This is a genomic window from Massilia jejuensis, from assembly GCF_042656795.1.
In the GTDB taxonomy this organism is placed as follows: Bacteria; Pseudomonadota; Gammaproteobacteria; order Burkholderiales; family Burkholderiaceae_D; genus Telluria; species Telluria jejuensis.
On sequence record NZ_JBHSMS010000039.1, the window covers coordinates 201,591 to 225,476 of the forward strand.

Sequence of the window (23,886 nt, forward strand, 5' to 3'; positions counted from 1 at the left end):
GATTCGAGGAGCCCAAGATGTCGGACTGGATGAACTGGCTGGTGGGGGCGGGGATCCTGGTGGTCGCCGAAATGTTTACCGGTACCTTTTATTTGCTGATGATCGCCATCGGCCTGGCCTTTGGCGCCCTTGCCGCGCTGCTCGGCGTGAGCGGACCGGTCCAGACCCTGATCGCCGCCGGCGTCGGCCTGGTCGCCACCGCCGTCCTGCACCGCAGCCGCTTCGGCCGCCCCGCCAAGCGCAATCCGACGCGCGACCAGAACGTCAACCTCGACATCGGGGCACGTGTCGCCGTGCCGCTCTGGCAGGACGGCCGCGCGCGCGTGATGTACCGCGGCGCGTTATGGGATGTCGAACTCGGCCCGGGCGCGCTGGCCGAAGCGGGCGATTACCGTATCGTCGAAGTGCAGGGCAACCGGCTGATCGTGGCAAACGCCTGAGTCTGCGCGAAAAAAAACGCCAACCCTGGGGTTGGCGTTCCGGTCGCGGCGGCGCCCGATCGGGCCTGGAAGCCGTTCCTGCAGGCCGGCGGCTTCTTCCCGGCCTACAAGAATAATTTCTTAGTTCCACCCGCCCGCGTTCGTGCGGTGGTCTTCCGGCGCGCGCGCGGCCGCCTGGGTTTCCACCACCTGTTCGGCGCGCCGGCGCGCGGCCGCGGCCAGCAGTGCGGCCACTGCGTTCAACATCTGTTTCATCTCTGCTCCTGACTTTGCGAATTGGCGGCCGGCATGCACCGGACCGCCCTGGATACCCCATGCCTCCGTTATCGGGGCAACCCAGGGCGATTTCCAATTCTCATTTGCAATATCAGGTATTGATCGGGTGAATGGGGCAGAGCGCCCGGCGACGTGGCCGGGCTGACGAAGCGGCCATGGCGATGTTGCCGGGCGCGCTCAATCGGCCTGCCTGGCCAGCCAGCCCCTGACGCCGTCGAGCGAGCGGAAATCGGCGACCGAGCGGGTGGCGATTCCCGGATGGCGCGCCTGCAGCATGCGCGACAGGCCGGCGCCCGGGCCCAGTTCGAGCGCGACGGTGACGCCGCTTTCGACCAGGGCGTCCATGCATTCGCGCCACAGGACCGGTTCGGCGACCTGGCGCGACAGGTGCTCGACGGCCTTGTCGCGGCGGGTGATCCGTTCGCCCGAGATGCCGGACAGGACCGGCACCTGCGGATCGGACAAGGCCTGGCGCAGCGCGGCCGCGAGCGGCGCGACCGCCCCGGCCATGAAGGGCGTGTGCGAGGCGACGGCGACCGGCAGCAGGCTGCTGCGCGCGCCTGCCGCCGCCAGCGCGGCGGCCAGGCCCGCAGCGCGGTCGGCGCGTCCGCCGGCGATCAGGCTGTCGTCGCCGGTGACGATCGCGACATGAAAACCGTGTTGCCGCACGAGGGCCTCGATCGCGTCGAGGGGCAGGCCCGATACCGGCACCAGGGCCTGGTGCGGCGTCGCGCCCAGGCTGGCATCCATCAGTCCCGCGCGCACCCGCGCCAGCGCCACGGCCGCGCCCGGCGCCAGCGCACCCGCGACCGCGTAGGCCGCGACTTCGCCGATGCTGTAGCCGGCCACGATCGCCGGCGCGGGCAGGTCGCGCTCGAGCGCCTTCCAGTTCGCCAGCGTGGCGGCGACGACCAGCGGCTGGGCATGGCGGTTCGCGAACAGGAGGGTGTCGTCGGCCAGCACCGCATCGACGGGCGCGTCCAGGCCGGCCTGCGCGATCATCGTGTCGAGCAGGGCGCCGGCGGCGGAATCGGCACGCGCCAGTTCGAACATGGCGCGCCCCTGCGCGCCCTGGCCGGGGCAGAGCAGGGCAAGGCGCATCGTCACCAGGCGCCGCCGGTTGCCGCCTGGACCAGGCAGGCGGCGGCCAGCAGGTCGGCCGCGCCGCCCGGCGACAGGCGCCTGGCGACGAACACGGCGTGGCAGTGGCGCGCCCGCGCTTCCCAGTCCGGCGCCGCGCTGCCGCCGGCGGCGAGGAAGGCGCGCGCGCGGCGCCGCACGGTCTCGGCGCCGGCCGCTCCGCCGCGGTGGTAGACGTTGGTGTCGCTGATGTGGGCCATCAGCGCGAAGAGCGCGTCGACGCGCGCGCGGCGCGCCCCGCGTCCGGCCTCCAGGGCCTGGCGCAAGGCGGGCAGGGCGACGTCGAACACGGCGGGCATGCCCAGCGCCGCTTCCTGGCGCGCGCCGCCGACGGCGTAGCGCGCCGCGACCCGCGTGCCGTGCGAGTCGGCCGCCGACGGCCGCGCGTGGGCGGCCAGCGCCGCGCCCCAGCGCGCCACCAGCAGTGCGCGCAGGACGGGCGCGCTGGGGGCGGCGCCGGCGGCGTGGCAGGCGCCGAGTGCGGCGCACAACAGGCCCAGCCCGAAAATCGCGCCGCGGTGGGTGTTGATGCCGGCGGTCGCGCGCAGCATGCGGCGTTCGGCATCGACCCCGAGCGCGGCCAGGACCGAGAAGGGCGCGTTGTCCGCGCCGGCCGCGGTGATGCGGGCGAAATAGTGGCGCAGGGCGAACATGGAGCGCATGAAGGTGGCGGCCGTCATGTCCGCGTGGCTGCCGTTGTCGACCAGCGAGACCAGGCCGGGTTTTGGATACAGGCTCAGTTCGGCGTACAGGCTGCGCACGGCGAGGCGGGCGATGCGGGCGCGGAACTGGCGGGCCGTTTCCGGCCGCCGCACGGCGCCCGGGGCGGCAGCGCCGGCGCGCTCGCGCGGGTCGCGCGCGAAGCCGGCGCCCGCACCCGGCGCGGCGCCGCCGAGGCAGGCGTCGGCCGTCACCGGCGCGGCCTTCGCGGCGTCGATCACGCCGGGCATCGTTCCTCCGCGTCCAGCGTGGCCAGCAGGCTGCCGAGGGTGGCGAGCGTGACGCCGTCGACCGATTTGGCGAGCACCCGCGCGTCCTCGTGCGGGCACGCGGCCAGCTCCTTCCAGGCCACGGCGCGGCCGTCGCCGAAGACGCACTCGCCGTCCAGCGGCAGCAGGCGCGCGTGGCGGGCCAGCAGCGCGAGCGCGCCGCGCAGGGCGGCGGGCGTGGCCGGATGCAGCAGCAGGTCGATGTCGGAGCCGGGGCGCAGGCAGGCCTGGCCGGTGACGGCCTGGAAGCCCAGCGCGCCGTAGACGCGCAGCGCCAGCCGCGCGCCCCTGGCCTCGGCGTCGAGCGCCGCCAGGGGCGCCCGCCAGGCGCCTGGCGCGGCGATGGCGGCGTCGGCCAGTGCCAGCGCGGGCGTGGCGCGCACGACATGCGCGGCAGCCGCGGCGCCGTCGACGCTGAACGCGATGCGCGGCTTGGTCCCGTCGGGACGCGGCGGCAGCGCGATGCCCAGTGCTATCCGGCCCGGCGCCAGCCCGGCCGGCAGCCGCGTGACGACGGCCGGCCAGCCGCGTGCGCCCCAGGCCGCGATGGCGTCGCGTCCCGCGCCCGGCGCCTCCGCGCAGGCATGGTCCCAGCCGCGCGGCGACAGCCACACCAGATCATGCCGGGAGAACATGCGCCCCCGTGCCGACGGCCTGCGCCACCGGCGCGGCCAGCTTGCGTCCGCCACGCTCGAAACCGAGCGCGCGGCGCCGGTCGACCGGGTCGGCGTCGCGGATGGCCGCCGCCAGCCGCGCGCCGACATCGTCTTCCCAGATCGCCTGCAGGCCGCCCATGCGCAGGTAATTCGGCGCGCCCGGCGCGAACACGGGATCGACCTTCGCCAGTTCGGCCAGCCTTTCCTCGGGCACCTTGGTGATGCGCGCCATCGCGCTCAGGCCCATCACGCGGATCGTCGCGTCGGGCAGGGCGAAGCAGGCGTCGGCCATCAGCCCGCTGGTGATGAAGCCGCCCGAGAGCGCCTGGTCGTAGACCAGGCCGACGATGCGGTGGCCGCGCCGGCGTGCCAGGTCGATGCATTTGCCCAGGTGCGCCATGTAGCTGTTAATGCCAAGCATTTCGTCGCGATGGCGCAGGCGCTGGCCCTGGGTGTCGACCAGGATCAGGATCGGGCGCCCGGGGTGCTCGCGCACCGTCGCCAGTACCGCCTGGGCCTGGATCAGCGCGATCTCGATGCCGATCGGCGCGTGGTCGGTGGTGCCGATCACGGTCACCGTCTGGCCTTCCACGCTGCCGGTTCCGGACAGGAAGTGTTCGTGTTCGGTGACGGTATGGCCCTCGGGGAAGAGCTTGGTCGCCAGTGTTTGCCAGTCCATCAGCCTGCTCCTGCGCGGTAGTGGTCGGCGACGCCGACGAATGCCTCGGCGTCGAGCATGGGGATGCGCGCCGGGTCCGGCACGCCGAGCCGCTTCCAGACCTGGAGCGGTTCGGATTCGCCGCCGAATCGTTCCAGGCGGCGCGCCAGCATGGCCTGCTCGGCTTCGAGGTCGGCCAGCGTGAGGGCGGCGTGGCCCTGGGCATCGGCGATGGCCGCGAGCGCCGCGGCGCGGAAGGCGGCGACCGTGTCGGCCACCAGCCGCTGGCAGTCGCCCATCAGGTAGCGGTGCTTGCCGCCCGTGGTACGCCAGACCAGCGCCCGGTCGCGCGAATCGAACTCCTCGACGCCGTGCGCCGTCTCGATGACTTCCGGCCCGGACATCGCGAGCCGGCCTTCCTCGGACATGACGATCGCGTTCGCGCAGCGCGCGGCGATGCCCATGCCGCCGAAGCAGCCGTTGGCGCCGCCGATCAGCACCACCACCGGAATGCCGGCCTCGCGCACGCCGAGGATCGCGCGCATGACTTCGGACACCGCGATCAGGCCCGCGTTCGCCTCGTGCAGGCGCACGCCGCCCGATTCGAGCAGCAGCAGCACCGCATGCGCCTGTTCCGCCACCGCGCGCTCGAGCATGCCGACGAGCTTGGCGCCGTGCACTTCGCCGACCGCGCCGCCCATGAAGCCGCCTTCCTGGGCCGCGCCGAAGACGGTCTTGCCGTCCAGCCGCGCGCGGCCGACGATCACGCCGTCGTCGAACGATACCGGCGCATCGAGCTGGGCCAGGTGCGGGCTGACCACGCGCGCCGACGGCGGCAGGAATTCTTCGAAACTGCCGGCGTCGAACACGCGCGCGATGCGCTCGCGCGCGTTGCACTCGAGGTAGCTGCTCATGGCAGGCCCCCGGTCACGGTTTGCGCCGCCTGGTCCAGGCGCAGGCTGACCACGGCCGGCGTCGCGCCCATGTCGTTGATGCAGATGCGGGTATCGGCCAGCTGCCAGCGTTCCTGGAAGTCGCTCATCACGGCTTGCCAGGTGGCGCCGAAGCCGTTGGCGGCGGTGCGGATTTCGATCTCGCAGGCGCCGCCGAGCGGTGCCGGTTCGATCAGTACTTCGAGGTTGCCGGAGCTGACCACGCCGACCAGCTGCGCCGTCGCCTGTAGCGGACGGCGTCCGTTCTCGAACCGATAATGTAGGGTTTCCATAAGGGTATTCTCGCTGAGTGCAGTGCTGAGTGCCTACCAGTTGCGGAAGCGTTTCGGCGGATCGTAGAGGCCGCCGGACGCGCGCACGATGTCCTTCATGTTCTTGGCCGCCAGCAGGTCGCGCGTGGCGAGGCGCTTGTCGATGCCGAGGTCTTCCGGGCGCTGGACGATGCCGCGGTCGCGCAGGTTCTCGACCATGCGCCGGTCGCGCCCCATGCCGACCGGCGTATAGCCGGCCACGCCGCGAATGGCCTGTTCGCGTTCCTCGCTGGTGCGGCACAGCAGCAGGTTGGCGATGCCTTCCTCGGTCAGGATGTGGGTGACGTCGTCGCCGTAGATCATCACCGGCGGGATCGCCATCCCGGTCTGTTCCGCCAGTTTCCAGGCGTCGAGCTCCTCGACAAAGGCCGGCGCCATGTGTTCGCGGAAGGTTTCCACCATCTGCACCACCAGCTTCTGGCCGCGCGGGATGGTGGCGCGGCCTTCGCGCGCCTGGCGCCCCGCCTTCAGCCAGGCCGGGCTGGCGTGGCGCCGCCCGCGCGCGTCGCTGCCCATGTTGGGAGCGCCGCCGAAGCCGGAAATGCGGCCCAGCGTGGCGGTCGAGGAATTGCCCTGCAAGTCGATCTGCAGCGTCGAGCCGATGAACATGTCGCAGGCGTAATGGCCCGCCGCCTGGCAGAAGGCGCGGTTGCTGCGCATCGAGCCGTCCGGGCCGACGAAGAAGATGTCGGGCCGCGCGCGGATATAGTTTTCCATCCCCAGTTCGGAGCCGAACGAGTGTACCGATTCGACGAAGCCGGCCTCGATGGCCGGAATCAGGGCCGGGTGCGGATTGAGCGCCCAGTGGGTGGCGATCTTGCCCTTCAGGCCGAGGTCGAGCCCGTAGGTCGGGAGCAGCAATTCGATGGCCGCCGTGTCGAAGCCGATGCCGTGGTTCAGGCGCTGCACCGCGTATTCGGCGTAGATGCCCTTGATCGCCATCATCGCCATCAGGACCTGGATTTCCGAGATCTGCGCCGGGTCGCGCGTGAACAGCGGCTCGATGTAATACGGTTTCGGCGACTGCACGACGAAGCCGACCCAGTCGGCCGGGATGTCGACGCGCGGCAGGGTGTCGACGATTTCGTTGACCTGGGCGATGACGATGCCGCCCTTGAAGGCGGTCGCTTCGGCGATGGCCGGCGTGTCCTCGGTGTTCGGGCCGGTGTAGAGGTTGCCGTGGCGGTCGGCCGCTTCGGCGGCGACCAGGGCGATGCGCGGCGTCAGGTCGACGAAATAGCGCCCGAACAGTTCCAGGTAGGTGTGGATGGCGCCGATGTTGAGCTTGCCGGCGCCGGCCAGCCGCGCCAGGCGCGCCGCCTGCGGGCCGGAAAACGAGAAGTCGAGGCGCGCGCCGATGCCGTTCTCGAACACGTCCAGGTGCTCGGGCAGCGAGAGCACCGACAGCAGCAGGTGCAGGTCGTGGACCCGGGCGGGGTCGAGCCCGGCCAGCGCCTTGCCGAGGAAATCGGCCTGCTTCTGGTTGTTTCCTTCGAGGCAGACCCGGTCGCCCGGTTCGATGACTTGATGCAGCAGTTCGGCGATATCGCCGGCGCCGACGACTTTGCCGGCGAGCCGGTTGCCGAGCGCCTGGCGCGCCCGCGCCAGGCGCTCGGCGCGGTTTTCCTGCTGGCGGTTCCAGTTGCGCGCCGCGCCTGCCTGACCCATACGACTATTTTCCATGATGCTGTGCTTTACAGGACGACGAACAGGAACCAGACCACCACCGGCGCGGCCAGGGTGACGATGGCGCCGTAGATCATCAGCTGGCGCAGGAAGACGTCGCGGTCCACGCCCTGGACATTGGCCAGCACCAGCGCGCCGTTGGTCGAGAACGGGCTGACGTCGACGATGGTGGAGGAGACCGCCATGGCCGCGATGAAGCCGATCGCGTCGACCCCGCTGCCCGATTGCAGGAAGGGTACGGCCAGCGGGATCAGTGAGCCGAGCACGGCGGTCGAAGAGGCGAAGGCCGACACCACGGCGCCCACGAAGCACAGCAGGAGGGCGGCCACGAGCGGCGAGGTCAGTTGCGCCACGCTGTCGCCGACGAAGGTGATCGTGCCCATCTTCTGCATCACGCCGACATAGGTACTCACGCCCACGATGAGCATGATTTCCGGCCACGACACCTGGGTGATGGCGCGCTTTTGCACGTTCGGGGCGATGATCGACAGGATCAGGCCGATGGTGATGGCGACGAAACCGATGTCGAGCTTGTAGACCAGGGTGAGCACGGCGAGCGCGATCAGGCCGACCACGGTGACGATCTGCTGCATGGTGGCGCCGGCGTGCTCGCTGCCGGACTGAATGCCGGGCTGGAGCGCCGCTGCGCCCGCGCGGCCGCCCGGGCTGGCGTCGAGGGCGTCGGGCGAACGCTTCATGGTCAGGCGCTCTTCGCTCATGGCCTCGCCTTCGGCATCGGCGTACAGTTGCGGGCCGGAAGCCGGCATCGCCACCTGCGTGCTGAACGGGGTGTTTTCAACACTGCCCGGCACCGGCCGGCCGTGGCGCTGGCGCATCAGGGCAAAGCCGCCGAACATGGTGAACAGCAGCAGCGCGACGGCGAAGTTGACGCCCAGGCTGACGAAGGCGGTGGTGAGCTCGGACAGGGGCAGGCCCGCCTTCTGCACGATCTTGTTGGTGATGCCGCCGTAGATGCTGATCGGCGAGAAGCCGCCGCCCTGGGCGCCGTGCACGACCATCAGGCCCATCATCAGCGGATTGATGCCGTACTTGGCGGCGAACCCGAGCGCGATCGGGGCGATGATCGCCACCGCGGCCGGACTGACCGCGCCGACCGCCGTCAGCAGGGCCGTGATGAAGAACATGACCCAGGGAATGGCCGCGATATTGCCGCCCACCGCTTTCAGCGCCAGGCGCACCAGCCAGTCGATGGTGCCGTTGTTTTGCGCCTGTGCGAACAGGTAGGTGATGCCGACCAGGGTAAGGAAGAGCTCGGCGGGGAAGTTGCCCATGATCGCCTTGGCCTCCATGCCGGCGAGCAGCGTACCGACGAGGAAGGCCCCGACAAAGGCGATGACGCCCATGTTGATGGGCAGGACGGTGGCGAGAACGAACATCGCGACCAGGACGTAAATCGACATCATGTGAGAGGACATGGGATTGGCCTTGAACGAAAGTGCTGGGTGACGCGATGTCTCCGCGACTGGAATTTTTTTATGGTCCTGACAATACACGGCAAAGGTAGCGCCGAATCTCCCGGCGGACAATTAGCCTGAGCGGATGAACGTTTCCGCTGACCGGAAACGTCAGGCGGCGAGGTTGCCGCGACCGGCAGTTTTGCTGTGGCGCAGCATGCGGCAGGAGGCCGCCAGGGCCAGCAGGTTCGGGTCGCGTTCGCGCACGCGCAGGAAGCTCACGCCGATGCTCTGGCGCATGCGGTATTCCGGGCGCAGGGGGATCAGCTGGAGCTTGTCGCCGAAGACGTCGCGCACGCGGCCCGGCAGCAGCGTGCAGCCCAGGCCCGCGCTGACCAGGTTCATCAGCGAGAAGATGTCGCTCACGCGCATGACGACGTTGGGGGCGAAGCCGGCCACGCGGAAGGCTTCGACGAAGCCGTGGTAGGTGACGAAGCCTTCGGACAGGCTGACGTATTTTTCGCCGGCGCAGGCGCGCAGGTCGATCGCGCTTTCCGCGGCGTAGGGCGAGCCGGCGGGGGCGGCGAAGTAGATCTCGTCGTCGAACAGCGGGATCGAGACGATGTCGGGGTCGGCGTCGGGCACGGCCATCAGGGCGGCGTCGATCAGATTGTGCTTGAGCTTGTGCAGGAGGTCGGCGTTCGATCCGAGCACGAGTTCGGTTTGCAGTTCGGGACGGCGCAGCTTGATGTCGAAGATGACCTCGGGCGCGGTGCTGTTGGTGAGCGAATAGAGCGAACCGATCTTCAGGTGGCCGGAGGAATAGCCTGCCGCCTTGCGCGTGGCGGCGATGCCGTCGCCCATCAGCTTGACGACGTCGCGGCTGGTCTCGGCCAGCACGCGCGCGGCCTCGGTCGGTATCAGGTTGCGGCCCTTGTGGCCGAACAGCTGGCAGGCCATGCTTTCCTCGAGCGAGTGCAGGGCGCGGTGCACGCTCACCACGCTGATGCCGAGCAGTTCCGCTGCGCTGTTGAGACTGCCGCATTCCAGGAACGCGATCAGTACCTCGAGCTTGCGGAAGGTGATCTCTTCGCTGATTTGGCTGCGCATGGTGCTTGTCCGGAAGGATAAAGGGTCGAAAGTCTGGCGATTATGCGGAATAGGCGCGCCCGTGGCTTGATCCGCATCGCGTGCGCCAGGATGACGGCGCCACCAGGGCAGGCCACCCGCGCGCCGCCGCGCATGCCGAATGAATTGACTCTACGCTAAAACACGTTAGACTCCAGCTAATTATTTTTTGAACATAAAAAACCATCGAACCGCATCGTAGCGCATTCATGCACCCTCGTCGCCTTCGCGGGCCGCGGGGGTTTTTTACGCGGCCGATCCCATAAGAATAACTGATAACCATACCTCATCAATAAGGGAAGCTCATGGATTTTTCATTGGAAGTGGTCGCGCTGGTCATCTTCGTCATTGCGGTCGTGTTCGTTTTCAAGACGATCAACGTCGTGCCGCAGCAGCATGCCTGGGTGGTCGAGCGCCTCGGCAAGTACCACGCGACGCTGGCGCCGGGCCTGAACATCGTGATTCCCTTCGTCGACCGCATCGCCTACAAGCACGTGCTCAAGGAAATACCGCTCGACGTGCCGCCGCAAGTCTGCATCACCCGCGACAACACCCAGCTGCAGGTGGACGGCATCCTGTACTACCAGGTCACCGACGCCATGCGCGCTTCCTACGGCGCCTCGAACTATGTCCAGGCCATTACCCAGCTGGCGCAAACGACGCTGCGTTCGGTGATCGGCAAGATGGAGCTCGACAAGACGTTCGAAGAACGCGACCACATCAACACCACCATCGTCAATGCGATCGACGAATCGGCCGCGAACTGGGGCGTGAAAGTGCTGCGCTACGAAATCAAGGACCTGACGCCGCCGGCCGAGATCCTGCACTCGATGCAGCGCCAGATCACCGCCGAGCGCGAGAAGCGCGCCCTGATCGCGGCGTCGGAAGGCCGGCGCCAGGAACAGATCAACATCGCCAGCGGCGAACGCGAAGCCTCGATCGCGCGCTCGGAAGGCGAGCGCCAGGCCTCGATCAACCGCGCCCAGGGCGAGGCCAGCGCCATCGTCGCCCTTGCCGAGGCGAGCGCCACGGCGTTGCGCCAGGTGGGGGCCGCCGTGCGCGAACCGGGCGGCGAGGCGGCGATGAACCTGCGCGTGGCCGAGCACTATGTCGATGCCTTCGGCAAGCTGGCCAAGACGAACAATGCGATCATCGTGCCGGCCAACCTGGGCGAGATGAGCGGCCTGATCGCCAGCGCGCTGCAGATCGTCAAGACGCAAAAATAATGCGCGACACGATCGGGCGATCCGCCCCGCGCCGGGCGGCGTGGATGCGCCCGCGCCAGGTGCTGCTGCTGATGGCGGCCTCGCTGTTCCTCGCCGGCCTGCTGGAGCAGACGGCGGACCCGGGGCCGTGGATGCTGTTCGTGTCCTCGCTGCTGTTCGCGCTGCTGCAGAACTTCCTGCCGTTTTACTGGTACCGGCTCGACAGCGACCTGCGCGACTTTCCCCGTTCACGCTGGATGAATTTCGGCATCGTCTTCATGATGCCGCTGGCGATGCCCGTCTACCTGCTGCGCAGCCGCGCGCGCGGGCAGCGCCTGCGCGCACTGCTGCGCTTCGCAGCCTGTGCGCTGCTGCTGGCGCTGGCGATCGGCCTGGGCCTGTTCGCGGGAACCCTGCTGCCCCGGACCGGCCCGCTCCAGCAGCCTCAGAAGTCGATCGAGCCCGACACCGTCACCGTGCGCGGCGCGCCCGCCACCAGGTAGCCGAAGTTCGGATAGCCGCCCGCCGAGGCCCAGTAGTTCTTGTCGGCGACGTTGTCGATGCGCGCGCGCAGGGTCAGGTCGCGCTCCAGCACGCGCGTCGTCCAGGTCGCGCCGAGATCGAGGCGGTTCCAGGACGGCAGCTTCTGCAGGTTGGCGGCGTCGGCGAACTGGCTGCCCGTGTGCACCGCGCGCGCGTTGAGCGACAGGCCTTGCACGCCGGGCACGTCCCAGTCCGCGCCCAGGTTCAGCTGGATTTCCGGCACGCCGATCGCCTCGCGGCCGTCGGTGAGGCCGCCGAACGTGCGGCGCTGCTGCGATTCGAGCAGGGTGGCGCCGCCCAGCAGGCGCAGGCCCCTGGCCGGCAGGCCGAAGACCGACAGTTCGAGGCCGCGGTTGCGCTGCTCGCCGAACAGGCCGAGCGTGTTGTTGGCCACATAGCTCAGCGGCTGGGCCGTGGTGAACAGGGCGGCGCTGGCGCCGACCTTGCCGGCGTCGACCTTGACCCCGATTTCCTTCTGGCGCGAGGTGTGGGGTGCGAACACCTGGCCCTGGTTGGCGAGCGGCGCGCCGAAGCCGAGCGCCACCGTTCCCTTTTGCAAGGCCTCGATATAGTTCGCGTACAGCGACACGCCCTGGACGGGTTTGTAGACCAGGCCGGCGACCGGCGTATTGGCGCTGGCGTCGTAGTCCGGGGTCGGCGCGCCGCTGCCATAGGCGTAGGCGGCGTCGCGGATGCGCTGGTGACGCAGGCCGAGCGTGAGCAGCACCTTGTCGCCGGCCAGCGAGAGCGTATCGGCGATCGCCGCGCTGCTCAGGATCGAACGCTGGGTCAGTACCGGATTGGCCAGGCTGCCACCGGTAAAGAAATCGTTGGCCGGCGCGGGGACGTCGACCGGGCGGTAGATATTCGTCGCGAAGCCTGCGAAATTGCCGAGCGCGTAGGCGTTGTAGGAGGCGATGTGGAACGCCGACACGGTCGCCGACACCCCATGCCTGATGGCGCCGGTGCGCAGTTCGCCGCGCGCGCCGAGTTCGCCGGTGCGCACGCGGTCGATGCGCACGTTGTCGAAGCGCGTCATGTTGGCGCCGCCGTCGATGGCGGTGACGGTGGTGGACGACAGGATGTTCGACTCGTTGCCCTTGCGCGCGCCCAGCGCGGCCCAGGCCACCGCGCCATGCGGCAGGTCGACTTCGGCGCGCAGGGTGCCGAAGACGTCGCGTTCCTTCGACACGGTCCAGGGCTGGGCCCAGTTGCTGGCGGCGTCGGGCGCTTCGATGATCGGCAGGCCGGCCGCGACGGTCACGCTCGGACGGGCGTTGCCCAGCTTGTGGTTCTGGTAGCCGGCGTCGGCCGAGACGCGGTAGCCGCGGCCACGGTAGTCGGCGCCGATCGCGAACACGGACAGTTCGCGCTCTTCGCCATCGATGGCGGTCTCGCCGTCGCGCCGCACGGCATTGACGCGCAGGCCGGCGCGCCGGTCCGGGCCGAAGCGGCGTGCGATGTCGGCCGCGCCATAGGCCTGGCCGCCGCTTTCGACGCCCAGCGTGAACTGGTTCAGGGGGTTGTTGGGCGCGCGTTTCGGCAGCAGGTTGATCATGCCGCCGATGCCGCCGCCGCCGGGCGCGGCGCCGTTCACGAAGCTGTTGGCGCCACGGAAGACTTCGACCCGCTCGAGCAGTTCGGAGGCGACGAACTGGCGCGGCAGCAGGCCGTACAGGCCGTTATAGGCCAGGTCGTCCGAATTGACCGCGAAGCCGCGGATCATGTACAGCTCCTGGTAATTGCCGAAGCCGCGCGCGACGCGCACCGAGGGGTCGTTCTGGACCACGTCGGCCACGCTCCTGGCCTGCTGGTCCTGGATCAGCGCGTGGGTGTAGTTGGTGGTGTTGAAGGGCGCATCCATGAAGTCGACATTGCCCAGCAGTCCGAGGCGGCCGCCGCGCGCCACCTGGCCGCCGGCGTAATCGCCCGGCAAACCCTGGGCGGAAGCGTCGGCCGAGGCGGTGACGACGACGGTCTGGATGGCCGGCCCGGCGGTGTCGGCGGGAGCAGCGCCGGCGGGAGCAGCGCCGGCGGGAGCAGCGCCGGCGGGAGCAGCGCCGGCGGGAGCAGCGCTGGTGGAAACGGCGCCGGTGGAAGCGGCGCCCTGGGCCGCGGCGTGGCCGGCGGCCAGCAGGAAGGCGGCGAAGGCGAGGGGAGTGAGTGCGAGGCGTGGCTGGATCATGAAGAAATGGGCTTTTAAATGAGAATAAGTATCATTATTATGCGCGCGAAGCTTGCGGCTGTAAATAAGAACCATTATTATCCGTGCTCATGTTGAATGAGAGCCCCATGTCTTCGCACTCCCTACGCCGCTGGTCCTGGATCCACAAATGGAGCAGCCTGGTGTGCACAGTCTTCATGCTGCTGCTGTGCCTGACGGGTCTGCCGCTCATTTACCACCACGAAATCGGCCACCTGCTGGGCAACGACGTCGTGGCGCCGGAGGTCCGGCCGGGCACCGGCCGCGCCAGCCTGGACGACGTGATCGCCGCCGGCCGCGCCCTGTATCCGAACAAGATCATGATGTACATGTCGCAGGAGGCGGACGAGCCGAAGATATGGAACGTCACGCTCGGCGACCATCCGAACGACGAGCACTACAAGCCGATCGCGGTCGACGCGCGCACGGCGCAGGTCATCACCGAACCCGCCTTCGAGGGCGGCGCCTTCATGTCGACCATGTTCCGCCTGCATGTGGACCTGTTCGCCGGCCTGCCCGGCAAGCTGTTCCTGGGCTTCATGGGCTTGCTGCTGATCGTGGCCATCGTCAGCGGGGTGGTGCTGTACGCGCCCTTCATGCGCAAACTCGACTTCGGTACCGTGCGCCACGGGCGCAGCGCGCGCCTGAAATGGCTCGACCTGCACAACCTGCTGGGCATCGTCACGCTGGTCTGGGCGCTGGTCGTGGGCGCGACCGGCATGGTCAATACCTGGGCCGACGTGCTGCTGGACTACTGGCAGGCGACCGAGATTGCCGACATGCTCGGGCCGTACAAGGGTGCGGCGGCGCCGGCCGACATGGCGTCGATCGACGCGGCCGTCAAGCTGGCCGAGTCGGCCAGCCCGGGCATGCAGGTCGCCTTCGTCGCCTTCCCCGGCACGCCGTTTGCCAGCCCACACCATTACGGCGTCTACATGCGCGGCAACGCAGCCTTTTCGTCGCGCCTGTACAAGCCGGTGCTGATCGACGCCCAGACCGGCGCGATCACCGACCAGCGCGACCTGCCCTGGTACCTGACGGCGCTGCTGGTTTCGCAGCCGCTGCACTTCGGCGACTATGGCGGCGCCTGGATGCAATTGCTGTGGGCGCTGCTGGACGTGGCCACCATCGTCGTGCTCGGCAGCGGCCTGTATCTGTGGGTGCAGCGCGCACGCGCGGTCAAGCGGCATGCGCAGGCCGTCGCGCGCGGGACGGACGCGGCGCCGGTGCTGGCGCGCGCGGGGGATGCCCCATGAAAAGCGCTTCGATGCACGTATGGGCCATGCCGGTCGTGCTCGGCATTCTCACCACCATCGGGCTCGTCAGCGCGCTGCTGGGCGACGGCATCTGGGACGCGGTGTCCGCTTTCACGCTGGGCGCACCGGTCGTGACCGGCCTCTGGTACAGCCTGAAAGGGCGGCGCCGCCGGGGCCGCAACGAGGCCGGGCCCAAGCCCGGTGGCCTCGTTTAAGTCTTGCCCAAGGATGGCCCCGCATAAAGTGGGCACCAAGCACGAGCCCGGGAGACGGCAGTGAAGGGATTTATCCGCGCCATGCCGAGCGGCCGCGCCGAGCGGGTGCTGGTATCGGCCGCCATGCCGGGAAACCATGCGCGGCGCTTCGAGCGCTTCGAGCGCTTCGGGATAGCGCTGCGCGACTGCACGCTAGCGCCGCGCCAGGCGCGAGGTGAGCACGACGACCTGTGCCAGGCGCGGGTCGGGGACATAGCTCATCGTCATCCGGTCGCCGTCCTCGCCCTGGTTGAAGCGCATGCGCACGTTGCCGTCGCTCGATGCGAACCGGTCCGGCGCGACCTGGTACAGGCGGATCGGTTTCTGGCTGTCGATGGCGGCGTCGATGTGGCGCGCCGCGGGACGCACTTTCATCTGCCAGCCGTTGGACATCTCGTAATAGCCGGCCAGTTCGAGCGCCTGGTCTTGCCTGATCCAGAGCGTGCGGGTCGGCGCCGTCACCTGCACGGTCGACAGCGGGGCCACGGCGGTGCGCGGATAGGGCAGCTCCTGGGCCGGCGTGGCGGAGGCCAGCACGAGCAGGGAAGCGGGAAGCAGGAAAAGCGGACGCATGATCGTTCCTTCACGAAGCGGACGGGCTCGCGGGCCCGGGAGACGCCACGACGGGCCTATGCAGACCGGATCGTGGAATGTTCAGTCTAGGGCAGCGTCCGCCGATGGCAAGCACCGCGGCCGGAGCATCACGAAACTGTCTCGGTCGGCCCCGAACCAGATCGGCGCGACATGATACGGATTGGGGTGCAAGGTGCCTGTTTACGTATCATGAGCATGCCGATGCGGCTCCTGCCATCGAAAACCGGCACACGCTGCAGCGCCCGGGCTCGGTGTTCGAACGCTAGTTGCAGAAACGGTGGCGGCCGATGGGCATCGCGTCGGGAAGGGGTCAGCGCGGCGGGCGCGGCAAGGTGAATTCGACCTGGGTGTCGCTCAACGCCTTGCGCTGCCAGCCCTGGCGCGCATAGAACCGGTCGGCCCTGGTATGTGCAGTGGTGTCGAGCCTGGCAATGGCATGGCCTTGCTGGAAAATCCATTCGGCCGCCGTGCCGAGCAGCCGCCTGGCCAGGCCCTTGCCTTCATGGCCGGGCTGGACGAACAAGGCCCAGATCGACCCCTCGTCCCTGGTGGCATAGCAGAACGCGGCAATCTCGCCGTCGATCTCCGCCACCCAGCCGCGTCCCGACAATGCGAGATATTGCTCGTACATCGCCTGCGTCACGCGGCCGGGATCGGACAGGATATTTTCGGTGACGGACAAGCGGATGCGCGACATGGCGGGAATGTCGGCGCTGACAGCCTGGCGCAACAGGGGAGAGCGGGTGGTCGGCATCGGCTTGTACGGGTCGTGAGCGGCGGCCCGCAGTATAGCCGACACAGCCGCCCTCAGCGCTGGGCAGTGCGCGATTCGAGGACGATGGCCTGGGCCAGGCGCGGATCGGGTACATAGCTCATCAGCATGTCTTCACCCCATTCGCCGCGGTTGAATTCCATCCTCACGTTGCCGTCGGGCGAAGCGAATTTGTAGGGCGCGACCGCGAACAGCCGCAGCGGCTGCTGGTTGTCGATGGTGGCGTCGATGTGGCGCGACGCGGTGCGTACTTTCAGGTGCCAGCCGTTCGACATGGCATAGGTTCCGCCGATCACATAGGCCTGGTCGGGCTGGATCCGGACCGTCTTCATGGGGGCCGTCACCTGCACGGTCGATATCGCCGGGGCGTCGGTGCGCGGATAGGGCAGGGTCTGGGCAAGCGCGCTCGAAGCGAGCAGCACGGATGCGGGAAGCAGCAAAAGTGGGGAGCGCATGATGGTTCCTTTCATAAAGCGTAGGACAGCCTGCAGGCCGTTCATCGCGCCGGAGCCGACAATGCGGTGAACGATGCAGTTGTCGATTGCGGACAATTCAGTCTAGGGCAGCAGCCGCCGACTGCAAGGACGGCAGCGGCGGGCAAAACCAAACAATCTCGATTTACGCGGTTCCAGAACCAGGCGGCATGAGGCGCAGGCAACGCAGGCATAACCAATGGAAACTCGGTACAATCGCCGCCTCGCGCGCCGCCGGCGCCTGTCGTCATGGCGCGCCCCGTTTCGAAAGCCCCCATGTACAGAACCCTCACCGTCGTCCTGGCCTGTCTCGGCATGGCCGGCGCCCTTGCCATCGATACCTACCTGCCGTCGATGCCGGCCATCGGCCGCGAGTTCGGCGTCGGCCCGGTCGCGGTGCAGCAGACGCTGTCGGTCTTCCTGTTTACGTTCGCCTTCATGATGCTGTTCTATGGGACGCTGTCGGATTCGTTCGGGCGCCGCCGCGTGATCCTGGTCGCGCTCGTGCTCTACACGATCGGTTCGGTCGGCGCGGCGTTCGCCCCCAGCTTCGGGTGGCTGCTGGCCTGCCGCGCGCTGCAGGGCCTGTCGGCCGGCGCCGGGTCGGTAATCGGGCAGGCCATCGTGCAGGACCGCCTGAAGGGCGCCGAGGCGCAGAAGATGATGTCGAACATCATGATGGTGTTCGGCCTGGCGCCGGCCATCGCGCCGGTCGTGGGCGGCTGGCTGCACGTGCATTTCGGCTGGCGCTCCACCTTCCTGTTCCTGGCCGCCTTCGGCGCGCTGCTGATCGCGATGACGCTGCGCCTGTTGCCGGAGAGCCTGCCGGTCGAACGGCGCCAGGCCTTCCATCCGGGCACGATCGCCGCCAATTACATGAAGGTGCTCACGCACCCGCGCTTCCTGCTGCTGTCGCTGTCGGTGGGCATGGCCTTCGGCGGCCTGTCGCTCTACATCGGCTCGGCGGCCAATTTCGTAATGGTCATCCTGGGGCTGCCGGAAACGGCCTTCGCCTGGATGTTCATCCCGCTGATCGGCGGCATGGTGCTCGGCTCGGGCTGGGGCGGCAAGCGCGCCGCCAGCATGGCGCCGGGGCGCCTGGCATGGATCGGCTTCGGCACCATGCTGGCCGCGGCCCTGCTCAATATCGGCTACAACGCCTTGTTCCCGGCGGCCGTGCCGTGGGCGGTGCTGCCGCTGGCGCTGTACACCTTCGGCCTGGCCGTGGCGATGCCGGCCATCCAGGTGACTGCGCTATCGCTGTTTCCGGACAACCGCGGGCTGGCCTCGTCGATGCTGGGCTTTATCCAGATGATGTCGTTCGCGCTGGTGTCGGGCCTGGTGGCGCCGATCCTGTTCGACAGCGCCTTCAAGCTGGCATGCGGGGTGGGGGCGGGGCTGGTGCTCAGTGCCGGGGCCTGGCGGGCGAGCAGGCCGGCGTAGTGGCGCCGGCGCGCCACCGGCGCGACGGCGGTGCGGCGATTCCGCGCGGGCTCGCCGGGCCCCGCGCGGCAGCGGTCGGGTCCTTGCGGCCGCTGCCCGTTAGCGCTTGTTGGTCTTCATCGCCGCCTGCACCTCGCGCTTGGCGTCGCGGTCCTTCTCGGTCGCGCGCTTGTCGTGCTGCTTCTTGCCCTTGGCCAGGCCCACTTCGCACTTCACGCGTCCACCCTTGTAATGCAGGTTGAGCGGCACGAGCGTATAGCCCGAACGCTCGACCTTGCCGCGCAGCTTGTCGATTTCGGCGCGGTGCAGGAGCAGCTTGCGCGTGCGCAGCGCTTCCGGGTGGCTGAAGGCGGAGGCGGTCGAGAGCGCGCTCACGTGGCAGCCGAACAGGAACAGCTCGTCGCCGCGCACGACGACATAGGCTTCCTTGATGTTGACGCGTCCGTCGCGGATGGCCTTGACTTCCCAGCCTTCGAGCACGAGGCCGGCCTCGTAACGGTCTTCGATGAAGTAGTCGAAAAATGCTTTTTTGTTGTCAGCGATGCTCATGAAATAGCGAAAGTCCCCGGGTCGGTTAAACTACAGCTGTCGCGCCCGGGAAGGGCGCAAATTGCAACTTGTCCAACATCATAACAAACGGTTGACCAATGGCAGTAGTGCACAAATCAGTTTTATTGGGCTATAGCGCGGAACAGATGTTCGATCTGGTGGCGAAAGTGGAGGATTATCCAAAGTTTCTCCCTTGGTGCAGCGGCGTCAAGCTGATCGAACGCAGCGACGACAAACTGGTGGCCAACCTCGCGATCAATTTCCATGGCGTTAAGCAAAGCTTCACCACGGCGAACCATAACCTGCGCCCGACGCAAATGAAGATGCACCTGGTCGACGGTCCGTTCAAGATGCTGGAAGGCACCTGGAACTTCAAGGCCCTGCGCGCCGACGCCTGCAAGATCGATTTCGACATGCATTACGAGTTCTCGAGCATCATCCTCGAGCAACTGGTCGGCCCGGTGTTCGGCATGATCGCCAACAGCATGGTCGATTCCTTCTGCAAGCGCGCCGAGACCGTTTATGGCTGATTCATGGCTGATTCATGGCTGATCCATCGCTGATCATGGCCGATAAGCTGCACGTCCTCGTCTGCTATGCCGTGCCGCAGCAGGAATTCCTGCGCGCGCTGGAAGTGGAGCCAGGCACGACGGTCGGCCAGGCGATCGAAGCGAGCGGGGTACTCGCCGCCTTTCCGGACATCGACCTGGCAAGCCAGCCGGTGGGCATCTACGCCAAGAAGAAAACGCTGGACACGGTGCTGCGCGAGCGCGACCGCATCGAGATCTACCGGCCGCTGGTGGCCGACCCCAAGGATTCGCGCCGCAGGCGCGCCGCCAGGAAAGACGCCGCGGGCGCGCGTCCCGCGCCCTGAGGCTCCGGCCTGCCTCAGCGGCAGTCCGCCAGCGCCTTGTCGACCGCGGCCGTGCGCGCCGCGCGCTCGCTGTCGCTCAGGTAGCGCTTTTCGCCCTTGTCGTCGATGTCGCCGATGCGGATGCCGGAGTCGAGCACCCGCTTGCGCCGGCGCTGCGACTCGCAGGACTCGCGCCTGGCCGCCGCCTGGGCCGACTCGTTCTCCGCCTTGCGCGCCGCTTCTTCCCGTTCCCTGGCGCGCTTGCGATAATCGGCTTCGCGTTCGGCCAGGGTCGGCGCTGTCGGTTTGGCGGTCCCGGCAGGTGCGCGTGCGGCGGGAATGTCCTGCACCGGCGCCGGGCGGCCGCGCGCTTTCAGGATCTTCGAGGGCGGCGTGCCCGGCGGCGGCGGCTGGTCCGAATACTGGCGCACGCCGTTCGGGGCGATCCAGACGTACTGGGCCTGGGCAGCGCCCGCGCAGCAGAGCAGGAGCGGGAGCAGGGGGGCGAGGCGCAGGAGGCGAGGGCGGAGCGACGAAGGCATGGTTAAATATTTCCTGTGAGTACGATTGACGATTCTCCACGATTCGCCGGTACTGTCAATGCACGGATGCTGCCGGCGTCTTTTTTACTCATCCGACGACGACCTGCGCGGCTTTCTGTATAATTCGCTTTTGCGCCTATAGGAAAATGCTATGCGTTTACTTCAAAAAGCACTCACGTTCGATGATGTGCTGCTCGTTCCGGCCTATTCGAATGTTCTACCGGCCGACACCTCCCTTCGCACCAAGCTGACTCGCAACATCACGCTCAATATCCCGCTGCTCTCGGCGGCGATGGATACCGTGACCGAGGCCCGCCTGGCCATTGCGATGGCGCAGGAGGGCGGCATCGGCATCATCCACAAGAACCTGGGTCCGAAGGACCAGGCGCGTGAAGTGGCGCGTGTAAAACGTTTCGAGGCCGGCGTGCTGCGCGACCCGATCATCGTGCCGCCGAACATGAAGATTCGCGACGTCATCGCCCTCCAGCACCAGCATGGCTTCTCCGGCTTCCCGGTCGTCGAGGGCAAGCAGGTGGTCGGCATCATCACCAACCGCGACTTGCGTTTCGAGGAAGACCTCGACGCCGAAGCGCGCACCAAGATGACCCCGCGCGAAAAGCTCGTCTACGTCAACGAGGAAGCCAATACCGAAGAAGCCAAGCGCCTGATGAACAAGCACCGCCTCGAGCGCGTGCTGGTCGTCAACGACGAATTCGAGCTGCGCGGCCTGATCACGGTGAAAGACATCATGAAGTCGCACGAGCACCCGTTCGCATCGAAGGATGCGCAGGGCAAGCTGCTCGTCGGCGCGGCCGTCGGCGTCAGCCAGCGCGACGAAGAGCGCATCGCGCTGCTCGTCGCCGCCGGCGTGGACGTGCTCGTGGTCGACACTGCCCACGGCCATTCGCAAGGCATCCTCGACCGCGTGAAATGGATCAAGACGCGCTACCCGCATGTGGACGTCATCGGCGGCAACATCGCCACCGCGGCCGCGGCCAAGGCGCTGGTCGAGCACGGCGCCGACGCGGTGAAGGTCGGCATCGGCCCCGGTTCGATCTGCACCACCCGCATCGTCGCCGGCGTCGGCGTGCCGCAGATCACCGCGATCTCGAACGTGGCCGAAGCGCTGGCCGGCACCGGCGTGCCCTGCATCGCCGACGGCGGCATCCGCTTCTCGGGCGACATCTCGAAGGCACTGGCGGCGGGCGCCTCGACCGTCATGATGGGCTCGATGTTCGCCGGCACCGAAGAGGCGCCGGGCGAAGTCATCCTGTACCAGGGCCGCAGCTACAAGTCCTACCGCGGCATGGGCAGCCTGGGCGCGATGGCCGAAGGCTCGGCCGACCGCTACTTCCAGGACGCGACGGCGAAAGCCGACAAGTTCGTACCGGAAGGCATCGAGGGCCGCGTCGCCTACAAGGGCAGCGTGCTGGCCATCCTGTACCAGCTGGTCGGCGGCGTGCGCCAGTCGATGGGCTATTGCGGCTGCGCGACGATCGACGAACTGCGCGAAAAGGCCGAATTCGTCGAGATCACCTCGGCCGGCATGCGCGAATCGCACGTCCACGACGTCCAGATCACCAAGGAAGCGCCGAACTACCGTTCGGAATAAGGGATGGAAAGCGGCCGCCAAGGGCCGCTTTTTCCATCTGCGCGCCCCGACCCGATTTTTTACCTTCTGACTGCCTCAATGCACTCCAAAATCCTCATCCTCGACTTCGGCTCCCAGGTCACCCAACTCATCGCCCGCCGCGTGCGCGACGCCGGTGTCTTTTCCGAAGTCTTCCCCTACGACGTCAGCGACGACTTCGTGCGCGGCTACGGCGCCTCCGGCGTCATCCTTTCCGGCAGCCACAATTCGACCCTGGAAGGCGACTCCCCGCGCGCCCCGCAGGCGGTCTTCGAACTCGGCGTGCCGGTGCTGGGCATCTGCTACGGCATGCAAACCATGGCCGCCCAGCTCGGCGGCAAGGTGGAAAACGGTAAAGTGCGGGAATTCGGCTACGCCGAAGTGCGCGCCCGTGGCCACACCAAACTGCTCAATGGCATCAACGACTTCGTGACGAGCGAGGGCCACGGCATGCTCAAGGTCTGGATGAGCCACGGCGACAAGGTCCTGGAAATGCCGGAAGGCTTCAAGCTCATGGGCTCGACCGACAGCTGCCCGGTGGCCGCCATGGCCGACGAGGCGCGCCGCTTCTACGCCCTGCAATTCCATCCCGAAGTGACGCACACGACCCAGGGCGAAGCCATCATCGGCCGTTTCGTGCACGAGATCTGCGGCTGCAAATCCGACTGGAACATGCCCGACTACATCGGTGAAGCCGTGGAAAAGATCCGCGCCCAGGTCGGTACCGACGAAGTCATCCTCGGCCTGTCGGGCGGCGTCGATTCGAGCGTCGCCGCGGCCCTGATCCACCGCGCCATCGGCGACCAGCTGACCTGCGTGTTCGTCGACCACGGCTTGCTGCGCAAGGACGAAGGCAAGATGGTGATGGACATGTTCTCGAAGAACCTCGGCGTCAGGGTGTTGCGCATCGATGCCGAAGACCAGTTCCTCGGCCACCTGGCCGGCGTGAGCGACCCGGAGCAGAAGCGCAAGATCATCGGCCGCGAATTCGTCGAAGTCTTCCAGGTCGAAGCCGGCAAGCTGACCAATGCGAAGTGGCTGGCGCAGGGCACGATCTATCCCGACGTGATCGAATCGGCCGGCAAGGGCAAGAAAGGCCAGACCATCAAGAGCCACCACAACGTGGGCGGCCTGCCGGAAACCCTCAATCTGAAGCTGCTCGAGCCGCTGCGCGAACTGTTCAAGGACGAAGTGCGCAAGCTCGGCGTGGCCCTGGGCCTGCCGCACGGCATGGTCTACCGCCATCCGTTCCCTGGCCCGGGCCTGGGCGTGCGCATCCTGGGCGAGGTGAAGAAGGAATTCGCCGACCTGCTGCGCGAAGCCGACGCCATCTTCATCGAGGAACTGCGCAACACCCCGTTCGAACTGCCGCCGGTGGCCGGCATCGACGCCGGCAAGGCGCCCGTGAACTGGTATGAAGCGACCAGCCAGGCGTTTGCCGTCTTCCTGCCGGTCAAGTCGGTCGGCGTGATGGGCGACGGGCGCACCTACGAATACGTGGTGGCCTTGCGCGCGGTGCAGACGCTGGACTTCATGACGGCGCAATGGGCGCATTTGCCCCATTCGCTGCTGGGCAAGGTGTCGAACCGGATCATCAACGAAGTGCGCGGGATCAATCGCGTTGTTTATGATATTTCGGGAAAGCCGCCGGCGACGATCGAGTGGGAGTGATGTTTCCCTGATAAAATTCTTGTATCAATCAAACCCGCCTCGGCGGGTTTTTCTTTTGGCGCTGTCACCGCTACGTGTAGAAATTGAACTGCTGGGCTCTAGCGAGGTCGAACTGCTATTCGACCATCGAGCGGAGTCTGGCATGCAGGCAAGACGCTTCACAACATGGCTACGGCAATTAAGTACATTGACGAGGCGCCAGCGCGCGCACCTCGTGCAGGCGCTGCGGCCCTCGCTCGGGCTGGA

Annotated in this window: 26 protein-coding genes; 10 read left to right on the forward strand and 16 right to left on the reverse strand. The window is 67.7% G+C overall.

What is annotated here, in order from left to right; genetic code table 11:
* The first annotated feature begins 17 nt into the window (after nucleotides 1-17).
* Nucleotides 18-440, forward strand: a complete 423-nt coding sequence (locus ACFPOU_RS12965) for an NfeD family protein (RefSeq protein WP_379721806.1) — start codon at nucleotides 18-20, stop codon at nucleotides 438-440.
* Between the two features lie 120 nt (nucleotides 441-560).
* On the opposite strand, the gene ACFPOU_RS12970 is transcribed toward ACFPOU_RS12965, so the two are convergent.
* The 10 genes from ACFPOU_RS12970 to ACFPOU_RS13015 all read right to left on the reverse strand — a co-directional run bounded on the left by ACFPOU_RS12970 (nucleotide 561) and on the right by ACFPOU_RS13015 (nucleotide 9,634).
* A complete protein-coding gene (locus ACFPOU_RS12970; RefSeq protein ID WP_379721810.1) occupies nucleotides 561-695 on the reverse strand; it encodes a hypothetical protein in 135 nt (44 codons plus the stop codon).
* 198 nt (nucleotides 696-893) lie between these two features.
* Nucleotides 894-1,817 carry an ACP S-malonyltransferase gene (locus tag ACFPOU_RS12975; protein WP_379721890.1) on the reverse strand — a complete coding sequence of 308 codons (924 nt, stop codon included), beginning with the start codon at nucleotides 1,815-1,817 and terminating at the stop codon, nucleotides 894-896.
* A 2-nt stretch (nucleotides 1,818-1,819) separates the two neighbouring features.
* The gene (gene mdcB, locus ACFPOU_RS12980; protein ID WP_379721813.1) at nucleotides 1,820-2,806 is read right to left on the reverse strand and encodes a triphosphoribosyl-dephospho-CoA synthase MdcB; all 987 of its coding nucleotides are present in this window, start codon (nucleotides 2,804-2,806) and stop codon (nucleotides 1,820-1,822) included.
* Entirely contained in the window at nucleotides 2,794-3,480 is a 687-nt protein-coding gene (gene mdcG, locus ACFPOU_RS12985; protein WP_379721816.1) for a malonate decarboxylase holo-[acyl-carrier-protein] synthase, read from the reverse strand. The genes mdcB and mdcG overlap by 13 nt, the downstream gene beginning before the upstream one ends.
* Nucleotides 3,464-4,180 (reverse strand): biotin-independent malonate decarboxylase subunit gamma, encoded by a 717-nt coding sequence (gene mdcE / locus ACFPOU_RS12990; RefSeq protein ID WP_379721819.1) that lies wholly within the window; start codon nucleotides 4,178-4,180, stop codon nucleotides 3,464-3,466. Before mdcE ends, mdcG begins: the two co-directional genes overlap by 17 nt.
* A complete protein-coding gene (locus ACFPOU_RS12995) occupies nucleotides 4,180-5,073 on the reverse strand; it encodes a biotin-independent malonate decarboxylase subunit beta (RefSeq protein WP_379721822.1) in 894 nt (297 codons plus the stop codon). Before ACFPOU_RS12995 ends, mdcE begins: the two co-directional genes overlap by 1 nt.
* A complete protein-coding gene (gene mdcC, locus ACFPOU_RS13000) occupies nucleotides 5,070-5,384 on the reverse strand; it encodes a malonate decarboxylase acyl carrier protein (protein WP_379721825.1) in 315 nt (104 codons plus the stop codon). Before mdcC ends, ACFPOU_RS12995 begins: the two co-directional genes overlap by 4 nt.
* Before the next feature lie 33 nt (nucleotides 5,385-5,417).
* Nucleotides 5,418-7,106 (reverse strand): malonate decarboxylase subunit alpha, encoded by a 1,689-nt coding sequence (gene mdcA, locus ACFPOU_RS13005; RefSeq protein WP_379721828.1) that lies wholly within the window; start codon nucleotides 7,104-7,106, stop codon nucleotides 5,418-5,420.
* A gap of 11 nt (nucleotides 7,107-7,117) precedes the next feature.
* Entirely contained in the window at nucleotides 7,118-8,545 is a 1,428-nt protein-coding gene (locus tag ACFPOU_RS13010) for an SLC13 family permease (protein ID WP_379721831.1), read from the reverse strand.
* Nucleotides 8,546-8,695: 150 nt separating this feature from the next.
* Nucleotides 8,696-9,634 carry a LysR substrate-binding domain-containing protein gene (locus tag ACFPOU_RS13015; RefSeq protein WP_379721834.1) on the reverse strand — a complete coding sequence of 313 codons (939 nt, stop codon included), beginning with the start codon at nucleotides 9,632-9,634 and terminating at the stop codon, nucleotides 8,696-8,698.
* 323 nt (nucleotides 9,635-9,957) lie between these two features.
* Here ACFPOU_RS13015 and ACFPOU_RS13020 point away from each other — a divergent pair, with 323 nt between their 5' ends.
* Together ACFPOU_RS13020 and ACFPOU_RS13025 are read left to right on the forward strand one after the other, a co-directional pair.
* Nucleotides 9,958-10,878: an SPFH domain-containing protein gene (locus ACFPOU_RS13020; protein WP_379721837.1), complete on the forward strand. Its 921-nt coding sequence runs from the start codon at nucleotides 9,958-9,960 to the stop codon at nucleotides 10,876-10,878.
* Entirely contained in the window at nucleotides 10,878-11,360 is a 483-nt protein-coding gene (locus tag ACFPOU_RS13025) for a hypothetical protein (protein ID WP_379721840.1), read from the forward strand. Before ACFPOU_RS13020 ends, ACFPOU_RS13025 begins: the two co-directional genes overlap by 1 nt.
* Here the strand turns inward: ACFPOU_RS13025 and ACFPOU_RS13030 are convergent.
* Entirely contained in the window at nucleotides 11,303-13,585 is a 2,283-nt protein-coding gene (locus ACFPOU_RS13030) for a TonB-dependent receptor (RefSeq protein WP_379721842.1), read from the reverse strand. The genes ACFPOU_RS13025 and ACFPOU_RS13030 overlap by 58 nt on opposite strands.
* Nucleotides 13,586-13,692: 107 nt before the next feature.
* On the opposite strand from ACFPOU_RS13030, the gene ACFPOU_RS13035 reads away from it, so the two are divergent.
* The gene (locus tag ACFPOU_RS13035) at nucleotides 13,693-14,859 is read left to right on the forward strand and encodes a PepSY-associated TM helix domain-containing protein (protein WP_379721845.1); all 1,167 of its coding nucleotides are present in this window, start codon (nucleotides 13,693-13,695) and stop codon (nucleotides 14,857-14,859) included.
* Nucleotides 14,856-15,074 carry a hypothetical protein gene (locus ACFPOU_RS13040; protein WP_379721848.1) on the forward strand — a complete coding sequence of 73 codons (219 nt, stop codon included), beginning with the start codon at nucleotides 14,856-14,858 and terminating at the stop codon, nucleotides 15,072-15,074. The genes ACFPOU_RS13035 and ACFPOU_RS13040 overlap by 4 nt, the downstream gene beginning before the upstream one ends.
* Before the next feature lie 192 nt (nucleotides 15,075-15,266).
* Here the strand turns inward: ACFPOU_RS13040 and ACFPOU_RS13045 are convergent, their stop codons facing one another.
* The 3 genes from ACFPOU_RS13045 to ACFPOU_RS13055 form a co-directional block, all read right to left on the reverse strand.
* Nucleotides 15,267-15,686, reverse strand: coding sequence for a hypothetical protein (locus ACFPOU_RS13045; RefSeq protein WP_379721851.1), 420 nt, complete (start codon nucleotides 15,684-15,686; stop codon nucleotides 15,267-15,269).
* Nucleotides 15,687-16,017: 331 nt separating this feature from the next.
* On the reverse strand, nucleotides 16,018-16,461 hold the full coding sequence (locus ACFPOU_RS13050) for a GNAT family N-acetyltransferase (RefSeq protein WP_379721854.1): 444 nt from the start codon (nucleotides 16,459-16,461) through the stop codon (nucleotides 16,018-16,020).
* A gap of 53 nt (nucleotides 16,462-16,514) precedes the next feature.
* Nucleotides 16,515-16,934 carry a hypothetical protein gene (locus ACFPOU_RS13055; RefSeq protein ID WP_379721857.1) on the reverse strand — a complete coding sequence of 140 codons (420 nt, stop codon included), beginning with the start codon at nucleotides 16,932-16,934 and terminating at the stop codon, nucleotides 16,515-16,517.
* 294 nt (nucleotides 16,935-17,228) lie between these two features.
* Here ACFPOU_RS13055 and ACFPOU_RS13060 point away from each other — a divergent pair, with 294 nt between their 5' ends.
* On the forward strand, nucleotides 17,229-18,395 hold the full coding sequence (locus tag ACFPOU_RS13060; protein WP_379721860.1) for a multidrug effflux MFS transporter: 1,167 nt from the start codon (nucleotides 17,229-17,231) through the stop codon (nucleotides 18,393-18,395).
* 99 nt (nucleotides 18,396-18,494) lie between these two features.
* On the opposite strand, the gene smpB is transcribed toward ACFPOU_RS13060, so the two are convergent.
* Nucleotides 18,495-18,944: an SsrA-binding protein SmpB gene (gene smpB / locus ACFPOU_RS13065; RefSeq protein ID WP_192056765.1), complete on the reverse strand. Its 450-nt coding sequence runs from the start codon at nucleotides 18,942-18,944 to the stop codon at nucleotides 18,495-18,497.
* A 98-nt stretch (nucleotides 18,945-19,042) separates the two neighbouring features.
* On the opposite strand from smpB, the gene ACFPOU_RS13070 reads away from it, so the two are divergent.
* On the forward strand, nucleotides 19,043-19,474 hold the full coding sequence (locus ACFPOU_RS13070; RefSeq protein ID WP_379721863.1) for a type II toxin-antitoxin system RatA family toxin: 432 nt from the start codon (nucleotides 19,043-19,045) through the stop codon (nucleotides 19,472-19,474).
* A 14-nt stretch (nucleotides 19,475-19,488) separates the two neighbouring features.
* Nucleotides 19,489-19,818 carry an RnfH family protein gene (locus tag ACFPOU_RS13075; protein WP_379721866.1) on the forward strand — a complete coding sequence of 110 codons (330 nt, stop codon included), beginning with the start codon at nucleotides 19,489-19,491 and terminating at the stop codon, nucleotides 19,816-19,818.
* Between the two features lie 14 nt (nucleotides 19,819-19,832).
* Here the strand turns inward: ACFPOU_RS13075 and ACFPOU_RS13080 are convergent, their stop codons facing one another.
* Nucleotides 19,833-20,339 carry a DUF4124 domain-containing protein gene (locus tag ACFPOU_RS13080; RefSeq protein WP_379721870.1) on the reverse strand — a complete coding sequence of 169 codons (507 nt, stop codon included), beginning with the start codon at nucleotides 20,337-20,339 and terminating at the stop codon, nucleotides 19,833-19,835.
* A gap of 151 nt (nucleotides 20,340-20,490) precedes the next feature.
* Between ACFPOU_RS13080 and guaB the strand changes: the two genes are divergently transcribed.
* Nucleotides 20,491-21,951 (forward strand): IMP dehydrogenase, encoded by a 1,461-nt coding sequence (guaB, locus tag ACFPOU_RS13085; RefSeq protein ID WP_379721873.1) that lies wholly within the window; start codon nucleotides 20,491-20,493, stop codon nucleotides 21,949-21,951.
* Nucleotides 21,952-22,029: 78 nt separating this feature from the next.
* A complete protein-coding gene (gene guaA / locus ACFPOU_RS13090) occupies nucleotides 22,030-23,640 on the forward strand; it encodes a glutamine-hydrolyzing GMP synthase (RefSeq protein ID WP_379721876.1) in 1,611 nt (536 codons plus the stop codon).
* Nucleotides 23,641-23,886: the final 246 nt, after the last annotated feature.